The sequence below is a fragment of the Pseudomonas sp. SC11 genome, assembly GCF_047039205.1.
In the GTDB taxonomy this organism is placed as follows: domain Bacteria; phylum Pseudomonadota; class Gammaproteobacteria; order Pseudomonadales; family Pseudomonadaceae; genus Aquipseudomonas; species Aquipseudomonas boreofloridensis.
In genome coordinates this window covers 5,420,147-5,433,354 of sequence record NZ_CP178183.1, presented here as the reverse complement: position 1 = coordinate 5,433,354, position 13,208 = coordinate 5,420,147, and the positions used below count along the sequence as shown (strand labels likewise).

Sequence of the window (13,208 nt, the reverse complement as noted above, 5' to 3'; positions counted from 1 at the left end):
TCACTCGGTCTTCAAATCCTGATAGCGCTTCTCCAGCTCTTGGCGGATCTGCCGGCGCTGCTGACCCTGCAGGAACCGGCGCTTTTCTTCGCTGCTTTGCGGCTGGCGTGCGGGGACTTGCACCGGACGGCGATTGTCGTCCACGGCCACCATGGTGAAGAAACAGCTATTTGAGTGACGCACCGAGCGCTCGCGGATGTTCTCGGTCACCACCTTGATGCCCACCTCCATGGAGGTGTTGCCGGTGTAGTTGACCGAGGCGAGGAAGGTCACCAGCTCGCCGACGTGCACCGGTTCGCGGAAAATCACCTGGTCCACCGACAGGGTCACCACATAGGTGCCGGCATAACGGCTGGCGCAGGCATACGCCACTTCGTCCAGGTATTTCAGCAGTGTGCCGCCATGTACGTTGCCAGAAAAGTTGGCCATGTCCGGCGTCATCAGGACGGTCATGGTCAGCTGGGCGTTGCCGGGTTCCATAGAGTGCTCACGGTGTGGTTGCGCTGAAACGGGGTGGGTATCTCCAGACACTTCTAAACCCCTTCGATGAAGTTTTCTATCGTGGTTACGGACGTCTGCGAGCGGTCCGCCGTCACGCCGATCATGCCATTACTGGGCGTGGTCTGGCCGATCTGTTTCTGCATATTGCATCGCCGTTCGATCGACGGACGCAATGTTACCCTGAGTACGCCCATGCAACATGGGCGTACCGCTGATCAACACAATCTGTACTTGCCGTTCGCTCAGGTGTCGCCTGGCCGAGCGGCGATTTGCCTCATGCGTCGATACAACCGTGCGTTGATAAAAGGAGTGCCACGCCATGCATGCCATAAGCTTCATCCAGGATCTGGCCGTGATCATGCTGGTCGCAGGGGTGGTAACCATTCTTTTCCACCGGCTGCGTCAGCCGGTCGTACTGGGCTACATCGTTGCCGGCTTCATCATCGGCCCCCATACCCCGCCGTTCGGCCTTATCCACGACGAAGACACCATCAAGACCCTGGCCGAGCTCGGGGTGATCTTCCTGATGTTCTGCCTGGGCCTGGAGTTCAGCCTGCGCAAGCTGTTCAAGGTCGGTGCCACGGCCTTCATCGCCGCCTTCCTCGAGATCGTGCTGATGATCTGGATCGGCTTCGAAATCGGCCGCTGGTTCGGCTGGAACACCATGGATTCGCTGTTCCTCGGCGCCATCCTGGCGATTTCCTCGACCACCATCATCGTCAAGGCGCTCAATGACCTGAAGATGAAGAACGAGCGCTTCGCGCAACTGATCTTCGGTGTGCTCATCGTCGAGGACATCCTCGGCATCGGCATCATCGCACTGCTGTCGGGCATTGCAGTCAGCGGTTCGGTGAGCTCCGGGGAGGTGTTCTCGACCGTCGGCAAGCTGTCGCTGTTCATGATCGTCGCCCTGGTCATCGGCATTCTGCTGGTGCCACGGCTATTGGCCTACGTGGCCAAGTTCGAAAGCAACGAGATGTTGCTGATCACCGTACTCGGCCTGTGTTTCGGCTTCTGCCTGCTGGTGGTCAAGCTCGAGTACAGCATGGTGCTGGGCGCCTTCCTGATCGGCGCGATCATGGCCGAATCGCGCCAGTTGCTGAAGATCGAGCGCCTCATCGAGCCGGTTCGTGACCTGTTCAGCGCCATCTTCTTCGTCGCCATCGGTCTGATGATCGACCCGCAGGTGCTGGTCGAGTACGCCTGGCCGATCGTGGTGATAACCCTGGCCGTGGTGCTGGGCAAGATGCTTTCGTGCGGCATGGGCGCCTTCATTGCCGGTAACGACGGGCGTACCTCGTTGCGGGTGGGCATGGGGCTGTCACAGATCGGCGAATTTTCCTTCATCATCGCGGCGCTGGGCATGACATTGCAGGTCACCAGCGACTTCCTCTACCCGGTGGCGGTCGCCGTCTCGGCCATCACCACCTTACTGACGCCTTACCTGATCCGCGCGGCCGATCCGCTGTCCATTCGTCTGGGCAAGGTCGTCCCGCAGCGCCTGTCCAGGGTGCTGTCGTTGTACGGCGAGTGGCTGCGCAGCATTCAGCCGCAAGGTGAGGGCGCCATGCTGGCGGCGATGATCCGGCGCATTCTGTTGCAGGTTGGGGTGAACCTGGCGCTGGTGATCGCGATTTTCTTCAGTGGCGGTTACTTCGCCGTGCGCATCGGCGCGTGGCTCAGCGAATGGATCGGCGATGTGGGGCAACAGAAAGCGCTGATCTGGGGCGCCGCGCTGCTGCTGTCGCTGCCCTTCCTGATCGCGGCCTACCGCAAGCTCAAGGCGCTGTCGATGTTGCTGGCGGAGATGGGCGTCAAGCCGGAAATGGCCGGGCGCCACACCCAGCGAGTGCGGCGGGTCATCGCCGAGGTGATTCCATTGCTGTCGCTGCTGGTCATCTTCCTACTGCTGTCGGCCTTGTCGGCCAGCATTCTGCCGACCAGCGAACTGCTGCTGATCATCGCGGTGGTGGCTGCGGTGGTGGTGGCGCTGCTCTGGCGCTGGTTCGTGCGCATGCATACACGCATGCAGGTGGCATTGTTGGAAACCCTGGAGAACAGCCGCGACCACTCGCACTGATTGGTTGCGGTGTCGCTTGTTCCGACTCGGCGAGGGTAAGGCCTTCGCCGTGTCAGAAGCGGGTCGCTCAGCAGGCTTAGCTTTCCAGCCAGACGTCCCGCGCCCAGTGCCACACCGATTCCCAGCTGTCTTCCCCAACGATCTCTTCGTCGCCGTCCCACAGCACCACGGTGCCGTCTTCTTCGACGCAGTAGTAATTGTCGCCGTCCTGGCACAACGGAATCAGGTCACGCGGTACACCGGCGTCCCAGGCGTTGGCGGCGACGTCGGGCAGGTAGGTGTGCGATTGCGGGTCAGTGACGGTGACCGGTTCGAGAGACCCGTAGACCACGTCACTGACCGTGAGCAGGAACTCTTTGAAGACGAAGGGGATGTTGATGAACAGCTCTTCCTCGATCTCGACCAGTTGGTCTTCATCGGGAAGCTCGAGGGGGACCGGTACCGGCTCGTTGGCTTCACGGAGTTGTTCGATCACTTCTTCCACGTTTCATTTCCTCTGGCCTTGATGACAACGCTGCGGTTTATACCCTAGTAGTCCGCTATGGCAAAAGCAAAAACCCCGGAACAGGTCCGGGGTTTTTGTGCTGCAGGTCGGAATCAGCCGTTCTGGCGGATACCGGCCAGCATCCAGGGCTGGTTCTCGCCCTGTGCACGCTCCATGTGCCAGCTTTCGCTGAAGGCTTCGCCTTGATCGAAGCGAGAGTTCTTCGACACGCCACGGAAGGTCAAGGTCGCGACGGTCTTGTCGGCACGGTCTTCGACGCCGTCCAGTTGCACGTCGAGGTCGTCGATGTAGGTGGACTGGAAGCCATCACCTTGTTCGGCGCGCTCGCGCTTGAGGAACTCAAGCATCTGCGGGGTGACGAACTCGGCGATCTTGTCCATCTCGTTCGCGTCCCAGTGCTGCTGCAGGGTCTGGAAGTGGTTGCGTGCGGCAGCCAGGAAGTTCTGCTCGTTGAACCAGGCCGGCGCGTTGATCACCGGCGCGGCGACCGGTGCGGCCGAACCGCCGAAGATCGACTGGGCAGGCTGCTGCGCTTGTGGCTGTACTTCACGCTGGTACGGCGCGTGACCCGCAGCCTGTGGCTGCTGCTGACGGCGACGTGCGGCGATGAAGCGGAAGACCAGGAAGGCGATCAGGCCCATGATCAGGAAGTCGAAGATCTGCATGCCCTGGAAGCCATCGCCCATGAACATGGAGGCCAGCAGGCCACCAGCAGCGATACCGGCCAATGGACCCAGCCAGCGCGAAGCACCGCTGGCAGCGGCCGGGGCGCGGCCCGGAGCGGTTGGCGTGGCGGCAGGCGTAGTGGGGGAGGCCTGGCGAGTCTGGTGCATGGGCGCTGCGCCCGAGCTCTTGCCACCGCCGAAGCGCTTGGCATTGGCGTCGAGGCTCAGCGTCAGGCCGACGCAGAGCGCCAGTGCGATGCTAAGAAAACGTTGCATAAGATGGGATTTCCCGTTTTGTGGATTGCACGCGCGTCATGGTGCACATGATCTGACAGACAAGGCCAGCGTAAGAATGTTTCGAGCTTTTGCCTGGCGGGCAGGGCGATGTCTGGAAGAGTCTGTAGGTAGAGCCTGGAAAGGTTGTCTGAAAAAGGAACCTCACTGAGATCCCTTTGCCCTCAGATCGCTTCTAGCTTGGCGTACCCCAGCATCAACCATTTGCTGCCTTCGTCGAAATTCACCTGCACCCGCGCTTGGGCGCCGGACCCTTCGAAGTTGAGGATCACGCCCTCGCCGAATACCGAGTGCTGAACCCGCTGCCCGAGGCTGAAGGCGGTCTGCGGGATCGCGGCATTGGCGAAGAGGCTGCTGGCCTGGGTCTGAGCGCCGCCGAAGGGGCGACTGACCGAGTTGGACAGGCGCACCTCCTGAACCAGCCCGGCAGGAATTTCCCGAACGAAGCGTGACACCTTGTTGTACGTCTCACTGCCATACAGACGGCGCGTTTCGGCGTAGGACATGATCAACTGGCGCATGGCCCGCGTGATACCGACATACGCCAGCCTGCGCTCTTCTTCCAGACGTCCCGGCTCTTCCAGGCTCATCTTGTGCGGGAACAGCCCTTCTTCCAGGCCGACCAGGAACACATAGGGGAACTCAAGGCCTTTGGCACTGTGCAGGGTCATCAATTGCACGCTGTCTTCGTGCTCATCGGCCTGGGCATCGCCTGCTTCGAGCGAAGCGTGGCCGAGGAAGGCGGACAGCGGCGACAGGTCGCCGTCGTCTTCGCTGGTCTCGAAGTTGCGCGCGGCGCTGACCAGTTCCTCAAGGTTTTCCACCCGCGCCTGGCCCTTCTCGCCTTTCTCTTCCTGGTGATAAATGATCAGCCCGGATTGCTCGATCACGGTCTGGGTCATCGTGTGCAGCGGCATCTCGCTGACCTTGGCCGCGAGGTTCTCCATCAATTCGATGAAGCCGCCCAGCGCGCTTGCCGCGCGACCCTTGAGGGCTTTGGCGGCGAGCAACTGGCACATGGCATCCCACATCGACGACTGGCTGTGGCGAGCGTGCTCGCGGATGGCCTCGACGGTTTTTTCGCCGATACCGCGTGGCGGCACGTTGATGACCCGCTCCAGGGCTGCGTCGTTGCCGCGCCCTTCGAGCAGGCGCAGGTAGGCCATGGCGTTCTTGATCTCGGCGCGTTCGAAGAAGCGCTGGCCGCCATAGATGCGGTAGGGAATACGCTCGCGCAGCAGGGCCTCTTCGAGCACCCGCGACTGGGCGTTGGAGCGATAGAGGATGGCAATGTCATTGCGTGAGTGGCCGTCCTTGATCACGCGCTCGATGCTCTCGACCACGTAGCGTGCTTCGTCGTGCTCGTTGTAGGCCGCATACAGCGTGATGGGTTCGCCTTCGCCCAGGTCGGTCCACAGTTCCTTGCCCAGACGCCCACTGTTATTGGCGATCAAGGCGTTGGCTGCTTTGAGAATGCCGCCCGTGGAGCGGTAGTTCTGCTCCAGGCGGATCAGCTCGGCATCGGGGAAGTCGGCGGTGTACTGATGGATGTTCTCGATCTTGGCCCCGCGCCAGCCATAGATGGACTGGTCGTCGTCGCCCACCGCCATCAGGCTGTCGCCGCCTGCGGCCAACAGGCGCAACCAGGCGTACTGCACGGCGTTGGTGTCCTGGAACTCGTCCACCAGCACGTGGCGGAAGCGGCGCTGATAGTGCTCCAGCAGGCCAGGGTGGTCGCGCCACAGGTCCAGGGCGCGCAGCAGCAGCTCGGAGAAATCGATGACACCGGCGCGTTCGCAGGCCTGTTCGTAAGCTTCGTAGATGCCACGCATGGTGGCCAGGAACAGGTCGCCGCCTGGCTGGATGTGCTGCGGGCGCAGGCCTTCGTCCTTTTGCCCGTTGATGAACCACTGGGCCTGGCGAGCGGGCCAGCGTTGCTCGTCCAGACCCATTTCGCGGATCACGCGTTTGACCAGGCGCTGCTGGTCGTCGCTGTCGAGAATCTGGAAGTTCTGCGTCAGCCGCGCTTCCTGCCAATGGGCACGCAGCAGGCGGTGCGCCAGGCCGTGGAAGGTGCCGACCCACATACCGGCCGGGTTGATGCCCAGCAACTGCTCGATGCGATGGCGCATCTCGGCCGCCGCCTTGTTGGTGAACGTCACCGACAGGATGGAGTGCGGCGAGGCCTGCTCGACCTGGATCAGCCAGGCGATGCGGTGCACCAGCACGCGGGTCTTGCCGGAGCCGGCGCCAGCCAGCACCAGTTGACGGCCACGCGCAGCGGCTACGGCCTGGCGCTGGGCATCGTTGAGGGAATTGAGCAGGAGGGAGAGGTCATCAGTGTGCATCCGGCCATTCTAGGGGCGCGCGGGGGCGGGGGCAAACGCGTTGCTGATAAATCTCGGGCATTGCGGCGGGCCGTTCATCGGCAAGGGGCAGCGGACAAAGGACAGGGCTGTTGTGAAAACATGACGTACAGCAGTTTGGCCAGCGGGCGGTGTTGTGTATTCTCCGTGACCGTTAGCGGCTGACCATTACAAGAACACTGCCATATGACCCAGAATTGCATGGTGATCGACGCATTACCCGACACGACGAAGCGCGTTCGCAGGCAATTCGCAACCGAGCTCTCCATCGAGCGCACCCGCCTGCTGTATCAAGGCTCCTTGCTACCCACTCTGCTCATGTTGCTCAACGGCCTGCTGTGTGCCTGGCTGCTATGGAGTCCGGCCCGCTACCTGCTGGTGTGCGTATGGACGCTCTGGCTCCTGGCGTTGGTGGGTCTGCGCGTGATTCAGGTGGCGGCCTTCGAGGTTGCGCCTGCGCCACGGCAGGCGCAACCGAATTGGTGGCGACTGTTTCTCGGGGGGTCTGCCTTCAGTGGGCTGACCCTGGCCTGTGCAGCGCTCGCCTTGGTGCCGGTGGATAGCTTCGTCCAGCAGGCCTGGGTGTTCGGCTTGCTGGGCGCTGCGGCGCTGTCGGCCAGCGTCGCCTATGCGGTGAGTCTGCCCGCCTTTCTCAGTTTCGTGCTGCCGGGGCTGCTGCCGCCGATCGGCTTTCTCTTCATCTACGAGGATGGCGCGCAGCGCGGCTGGGGTTGGCTGGGTCTGATTCTCTTGGGCGCGCTGTTCGTGGTGGCTTGGCAGATCAACCGCCTGATCGAGAACGGTCTGTTGCGACGCTTCCAGAACCAGGCGTTGATCGAACATCTGCAGCAGGCACAGCGCCAGGGCGAGCGGTTGAACCTGGCGCTGAGTGAGGAGGTCAAGCAGCGCCGTCAGGTCGAAACGCAGCTACGTCATGCCCAGCACTGCTTGGAGCAGCGGGTGAGCGAACGTGGCCGTGAGCTGGACCTCGCGCATCAGGCACTGGGCGCCAGCGCGCAACGCCTGGCTGTGCATGAAGAGCAGCAACGCCTGGCCGCCACGGTGTTCGAGGCCGCCAGCGAGGGCATCGCCATCCTCGACGCACACTTCCAGGTGCTGGCGGTGAACCAGCCCTATTGCACACTCACCGGCCACTCTCGCGAAGAGTTGCTGTCGCGCAACCTGTTGCAACTGCCGAGCAGCCGCGATGCGCAGCGTCACAGCGAGTCGATCCGCGAAGCGTTGCAACAGCAAGGCCGTTGGCAGGGTGAACTGGTCGAGGCACGCAGCACTGGTGAGTTGTACCCGCAGTGGTTGCAGCTCAACGGGGTGCACGACGGCAACGGCAGGCTCAGCAACATCGTTGCGTTCTGCACCGACCTGTCGACGCGCCGTCAGTCGGAGGAGCGTTTGCGTCATCTGGCTCATTACGATGAACTCACTGGCCTGGCCAACCGCATGCTGTTCCGTCTGCGCCTGGATCAGGCACGCCAGCGGGTTCGGCTCAACGGCCGCACCTTGGCCCTGCTGCACGTGGACCTGGACCGCTTCAAGCTGCTCAATGAAAGCCTAGGTCAGGCGCTGGCCGACCAATTGCTCAGGCAGATGGCGCGACGTCTGGCCAACGCAGTACCCGAGGCCGATACGGTGGCGCGTATATCGGGTGACGAATTCGTGGTGCTGTTCGATGGCTACAGCCATTTGTCGAGCCTGGTTCGGGTCACCACGCGCCTGCTCGACAAGCTGCGTGTCCCGCAGCAGTTGGGTGACCACGAAGTGGTGGTCAGTGCCTCGGTGGGGATCAGCCTGCTGACGGATCCTTCCTGCGACCTTGAGGCGCTGCTCAACCAGGCTGACATGGCCAAGCAGCACGCCAAGCACTTGGGCGGTGACTGTTTCCAGTTCTACACCGAGAGCCTGCGCGCCAGCACGCTGGAGCGCCTGCAACTGGAGAACCACTTGCGCAAGGCCTTGGTCGAGAACCAATTGCGGGTGTTCTACCAACCCAAGATGTGCCTGCGCAGTGGCCGTCTGAATGCGGCCGAAGCCCTGGTACGTTGGCAGCATCCGCAGTGGGGCATGGTGCCGCCCAGCGAATTCATCGGGCTGGCGGAAGAAACCGGGCTGATCGCGCCGATGGGCGAATTCGTCCTGCGCCAGGCGTGCTGGCAAGCGTGCGAATGGTTGCGCCAGGGCCGAGACATCCGGGTCTCGGTGAACCTGTCGGTGTACCAGTTGCGCCAGGGCAAGGTGGTCAGTCTGGTCCGTCAGGTACTGGAAGAGACCGGGTTGGCGCCGCATCTACTGGAACTGGAACTCACCGAAAGCCAGTTGCTCGACAACGTCGAGCACATCATTGCCACGTTCGAACAATTGCATGCGCTAGGGGTGAAGCTGGCGATCGATGACTTCGGCACGGGCTATTCGTCGCTGAGCTACCTGAAGCGCTTCCCGGTGGATTACGTGAAGATCGACCAGGCATTCATCCGTGGCCTGCATGAGGGCAACCAGGATGCCGCGATCATCCGGGCGATCATCGGCATGGCCAAGAGTCTGGGGCTCGAAGTGGTGGCCGAGGGCGTGGAAACCCCAGAGCAATTGTCGTTCCTGCGTGAGCAGGGATGCGACGAGGTCCAGGGTTACCTGATCAGTCGTCCATTGGAGGCCGAGGCTTTCGAGAAACTGCTGCAGCAATGACCGTCGGCGAGTCGTTCCCGCAATGGGTCGGCCGCGTCAGTGCTGCGCGTTCACGCGCAAGGTTTCGATTGCCTTACCGTCGTGGATGACGACGACCAGGCGTACCGGGTAGCCGAAGTCTTTTTCGAACACCACCGGTTTGTCAGTCATCACCGCGAGGTGAATCCCGTCCTCCTGCTCCAGGACCAGATCCAGATTCAAGTTGGATGACCTGTCCTGAATGCGCGATGGCACCAGCAGCGGGGTGACCCCGGGGTTGGCCACGGTGACTGTGGCTTCAACGCGCAGCAATCTGTCGGTCTGCGTTGCAGTCCAATGCTTCGATTCGGTCATGAGGGTTTTTCCTGCAATAGGCGTTACGCGGCATGCGTCGCTTCAGCGCAACGATGCGCCTTGGCAGGTCGCGATTGCAGGACGAAAGATTTCAGTCATGCCACTGCCTTCCCTGGTTCGCCAGCAGGCTGTTGGCCTGTTCCGGCCCGTTACTGCCGGCCGGGTAAGGGCGGGGCGCCTGGAAGTGCGCTTCCCAGCCCTTGAGGATCGGGTCGATCCAGGCCCAGGCCGCTTCCACCTCGTCGCGGCGCATGAACAGGGTGGAATCGCCTTCCAGGATATCCAGCAGCAGGCGCTCATAGGCGTCCCAGCGGCGGGTGTGGCCGAACGCCTGGGCCAGGTTCAGGTCCAGGTCGACCGGGGCCAGGTGCATGCCCTTGCCAGGCCGCTTGGTCATCATGCGCAGGCTGATGCGCTCTTCGGGTTGCAGCCGGATCAGCAACTGGTTGACCTGTTCACCGGCGAACAGCGCGTGGGGCACCGGCTTGAACTGGATGACGATCTGCGATGAACGCCGCGCCATGCGCTTGCCGGTACGCAGGTAGAACGGCACCCCGGCCCAGCGCCAGTTCTCGATGTGCGCCTGGACGGCGACGAAGGTTTCGGTGTCGCTGTCGTGGTCCACGTCTTTTTCGAAGTAGTAGGCCGGCACCTCCTGACCGCCGATTCGACCGGCGCTGTACTGCCCGCGTACGGTCTGGTCCTGCACGTCCTGGTCGCCGAGTGGACGCAGGGCGCGCAGGATCTTCACCTTCTCGTCGCGCACGGCCTCGGCCTCGAACTGCGCCGGAGGCTCCATGGCCACCAGGCACAGCAACTGCAACAGGTGGTTCTGCAGCATGTCGCGGGTGGCGCCGGCGCGATCGTAGTAGGCACCGCGATTCTCCACGCCGAGGGTTTCGCACACGCTGATCTGTACATGATCGACCTGCGCGTTGCGCCACACCGGCTCCAGCAGGGCGTTGGCGAAACGCAGGGCCATGAGGTTCTGCACGGTTTCCTTGCCCAAGTAGTGATCGATGCGAAACACCTGGGATTCCTCGAATACAGCACCGATGGCCTGATTGATCGCTTGGGCCGACGCCAGCGAATGGCCGATGGGCTTTTCCAGCACGATGCGCGCTTCCGGGTCGGCCAGGCCTGCCAGGCGCAGGTGGCCGGCGATCGAGGCAAACAGACTGGGCGCGGTGGCCAGGTAGAAGATTCGCGTGAGGCCACCCGGTTCGCCAAGATAGCGGGCCAGGCGGACGAAGTCGGCGCCTTGGGCGGCGTCCATGGCGAAGTAGTCCAGGCGCGCGCAGAAGCGTCGCCACAGTTCGTCGTCGAAGTCAGCAGGGGCGATCTGCGCCCGGCCATGACGCTCGACGCGCTTGAGGTAGTCGCGACGCGACAGTGGCTGGCGAGCCAGGGCGATGATGCGTACGGCATTGTGCAGGCGGTTTTGGCGATACAACTGATAGAGCGCCGGCAGCAGCTTGCGCAGGGCCAGATCGCCAGTACCGCCGAAAACCAAGATGTCGCAGGGAATACTCAAGCCACCACGCTCCCACGTTCGTTTAGCTGGGCGGTCCGCCGGTCATGTAGTATAACTACAAGATAGCTACATCCCCGGCCAGCCGATCATAACCGAGTCAAGCCTGTGAATCTGTTGCAACACATCGCCCAATCGCGCCATCTGCTGCGCAAATCGGAACTCAAAGTGGCCGACCATGTGCTGCTCGATCCGGCTGCCGTCATGCACAGCTCAATGGCCGATCTGGCGCATAACGTCGGCATCAGCGAGCCGACCATCGTGCGTTTCTGCCGGGCCATCGGCTGCTCCGGGTTCCAGGATCTCAAGCTCAAGCTGGCGCAGAGCCTGGCGGCGGGCGCCAGCTTCGGACAGTTCGCCATCCATGAAGACGACTCGGTGGCCGACTACAGCCTGAAGATCTTCGACACTACGCTGCACACGCTGATGGAGGTGCGCGAGCACCTCGACCCGCAGGCCCTGCAGCAGGCGGTCAGCGCCATGGCCCAAGCCCAGCGCGTGGAGTTCTACGGTTTCGGTGCCTCAGGCGCAGTGGCCGCCGACGCTCAGCACAAGTTCTTCCGCTTGTTGCTCAGTGCGGCGGCCTATTCGGACCCGCACATGCAGGCCATGTCCGCGGTCACGCTCAAGCCGGGCGACGTGGCGGTGTGCATCTCCCAGTCGGGGCGCTCCAAGGACCTGCTGATCACCGCGAATCTGGTGCGCGAAAGCGGCGCCAACCTCATCACCCTGTGCCCCAGCCAAACCCCATTGGCGGAACTGTCGACCGTCAACCTGGCCATCGATGTGCACGAAGACACCGAAATCTACACTCCGCTGACGTCACGCATCGCCCACCTGGTGGTGATCGACGTGCTGGCGATGGGCGTGGCCATGGCGCGTGGCCCGAGCCTGGTGAATCACCTCAAGAGCGTCAAGCGCAGCTTGCGCAGCCTGCGACTGTCGCCCAAGTCGATCAAGGCGACCGACGACTGAGCGCGCTTGCGTGCTAGCGACCCGCAAAATTCATCGGCCTGTCACCAATCGGTAAAGCGCGCTCGCCACCCTGAAGCTCCCGCATCCGATCTGGGAGACAGGCAATGGCAAACGATCACTTCGGTTCGTACCAACCCAACGCCAAGGCTCGCAAGCAGGCTGAAAAGGATCAGCGTCGCATGGAATATCGCCGTGCGATCGAAAGCTATTGCGACCAGCGTCAATTGCTTCGTGAAATCGCCGATTACCCCGAATTGCAAGACATCACGGTGTGGCAAGTGGTGCCGGCAGCTTCCCAGAAAATCGCTCCACCAGCCCACTGATCGTCGCCCGTTCGCTGCGAATGAACGCCAGGAAGGCCAAGGCAACCGGCGACTGTCGCTTGGCCTTGGCTTGTACCACGCACCAACTGCGAAACAGCGGCAGTTCTTCCACCGGCAGCTCGCGCAGCAGGCCGGTGGCCAACTCCATGTTCACCGCGTGTCGCGTCAGCAGGGCGATGCCCAGACCGGCGATCACGCTCTCTCGTTGAGCCTCGGCAGACGCCACTTCGAGGGTCTGGGTAAAGTGCACGCGCTTGTCCTTGAAGTATTCCTCGCAGGCCTTGCGCGTGCCTGAACCCTGTTCGCGGACCAGCAGCGTGTGAGGTTCCAGATCTTGCAAGCGCAGGCGCTCGGGCTGTGACAGCGGATGATCCGGCGGCGCTACGGCGATGATCGGGTTGTTGAGGAAGGGCAGGAACTCCAGGCCCATGTCCTGGGGCACCATCGACATGATGATCAGATCGTCGCGGTTGTCCGACAGCCGCCGAATCGCCTGGGCGCGATTGACCACGGTCAGCGTGAGGTTGACCTCAGGATGGCGTCGCTTGAACGCCGCGAACAAATGAGGCACGAAGTGCTTGGCGCTGGATTCGATCGCCAGCTTCAACTGCCCTTGCAGTGAGCCCTGCATATCCGACAGCTGCATGTCGAAGTTCTCCAGCCGGCCGAAGATGTCCCGGCTGGCCCGTTGCAGTGCCTCGGCCGCTTCGGTCAGGTACAACTTTTTGCCCACATACTCGAACAGCGGCTGACCCACCAGCTCCTCAAGCTGACGGATTTGCAGGCTGACGGCCGGTTGCGTGAGCGACATTTCTTCGGCCGCTCGGCTGTAGGAGCGCAGGTCGCACACCTCATTGAAGATCTGCAGTTGACGCAACGTCATACGCATCAATGACTTACGCATTTATCCGAACACCCCGGCAATACCCTGTTACCGA

Annotated in this window: 11 protein-coding genes; 4 read left to right on the top strand and 7 right to left on the bottom strand. The window is 62.4% G+C overall.

The annotated features are described in order from the left end of the window. The gene (locus ACK2SD_RS24110; RefSeq protein WP_029612221.1) at positions 1–480 is read right to left on the bottom strand and encodes an acyl-CoA thioesterase; all 480 of its coding nucleotides are present in this window, start codon (positions 478–480) and stop codon (positions 1–3) included. A 340-nt stretch (positions 481–820) separates the two neighbouring features. Here ACK2SD_RS24110 and ACK2SD_RS24105 point away from each other — a divergent pair, with 340 nt between their 5' ends. Beyond that, the gene (locus tag ACK2SD_RS24105) at positions 821–2,581 is read left to right on the top strand and encodes a cation:proton antiporter (protein ID WP_029612223.1); all 1,761 of its coding nucleotides are present in this window, start codon (positions 821–823) and stop codon (positions 2,579–2,581) included. 76 nt (positions 2,582–2,657) lie between these two features. Here the strand turns inward: ACK2SD_RS24105 and ACK2SD_RS24100 are convergent, their stop codons facing one another. From ACK2SD_RS24100 to uvrD, 3 genes are all read right to left on the bottom strand, one after another. Beyond that, positions 2,658–3,065, bottom strand: a complete 408-nt coding sequence (locus ACK2SD_RS24100; RefSeq protein ID WP_039582386.1) for an SMI1/KNR4 family protein — start codon at positions 3,063–3,065, stop codon at positions 2,658–2,660. A 113-nt stretch (positions 3,066–3,178) separates the two neighbouring features. Next, a complete protein-coding gene (locus ACK2SD_RS24095; RefSeq protein ID WP_317871762.1) occupies positions 3,179–4,027 on the bottom strand; it encodes a Tim44 domain-containing protein in 849 nt (282 codons plus the stop codon). Between the two features lie 182 nt (positions 4,028–4,209). After that, a complete protein-coding gene (gene uvrD / locus ACK2SD_RS24090) occupies positions 4,210–6,393 on the bottom strand; it encodes a DNA helicase II (protein WP_412461017.1) in 2,184 nt (727 codons plus the stop codon). A 204-nt stretch (positions 6,394–6,597) separates the two neighbouring features. Here uvrD and ACK2SD_RS24085 point away from each other — a divergent pair, with 204 nt between their 5' ends. Further along, entirely contained in the window at positions 6,598–9,108 is a 2,511-nt protein-coding gene (locus tag ACK2SD_RS24085) for a putative bifunctional diguanylate cyclase/phosphodiesterase (protein WP_412461016.1), read from the top strand. Between the two features lie 36 nt (positions 9,109–9,144). On the opposite strand, the gene ACK2SD_RS24080 is transcribed toward ACK2SD_RS24085, so the two are convergent. Both ACK2SD_RS24080 and zwf read right to left on the bottom strand, forming a co-directional pair. Further along, complete coding sequence (locus ACK2SD_RS24080; protein ID WP_295483254.1) at positions 9,145–9,441, bottom strand: hypothetical protein; 297 nt, start codon at positions 9,439–9,441, stop codon at positions 9,145–9,147. 91 nt (positions 9,442–9,532) lie between these two features. Next, positions 9,533–10,975: a glucose-6-phosphate dehydrogenase gene (zwf, locus tag ACK2SD_RS24075; protein ID WP_342650059.1), complete on the bottom strand. Its 1,443-nt coding sequence runs from the start codon at positions 10,973–10,975 to the stop codon at positions 9,533–9,535. A gap of 105 nt (positions 10,976–11,080) precedes the next feature. Between zwf and hexR the strand changes: the two genes are divergently transcribed. Further along, positions 11,081–11,947 (top strand): transcriptional regulator HexR, encoded by an 867-nt coding sequence (gene hexR, locus ACK2SD_RS24070; protein ID WP_039582397.1) that lies wholly within the window; start codon positions 11,081–11,083, stop codon positions 11,945–11,947. A 104-nt stretch (positions 11,948–12,051) separates the two neighbouring features. Next, positions 12,052–12,270 (top strand): PA3496 family putative envelope integrity protein, encoded by a 219-nt coding sequence (locus tag ACK2SD_RS24065; protein WP_029612230.1) that lies wholly within the window; start codon positions 12,052–12,054, stop codon positions 12,268–12,270. On the opposite strand, the gene ACK2SD_RS24060 is transcribed toward ACK2SD_RS24065, so the two are convergent. After that, on the bottom strand, positions 12,212–13,174 hold the full coding sequence (locus ACK2SD_RS24060) for a LysR family transcriptional regulator (protein ID WP_029612231.1): 963 nt from the start codon (positions 13,172–13,174) through the stop codon (positions 12,212–12,214). The two genes, ACK2SD_RS24065 and ACK2SD_RS24060, sit on opposite strands and share 59 nt — an antisense overlap. Between the last annotated feature and the right edge of the window lie 34 nt (positions 13,175–13,208).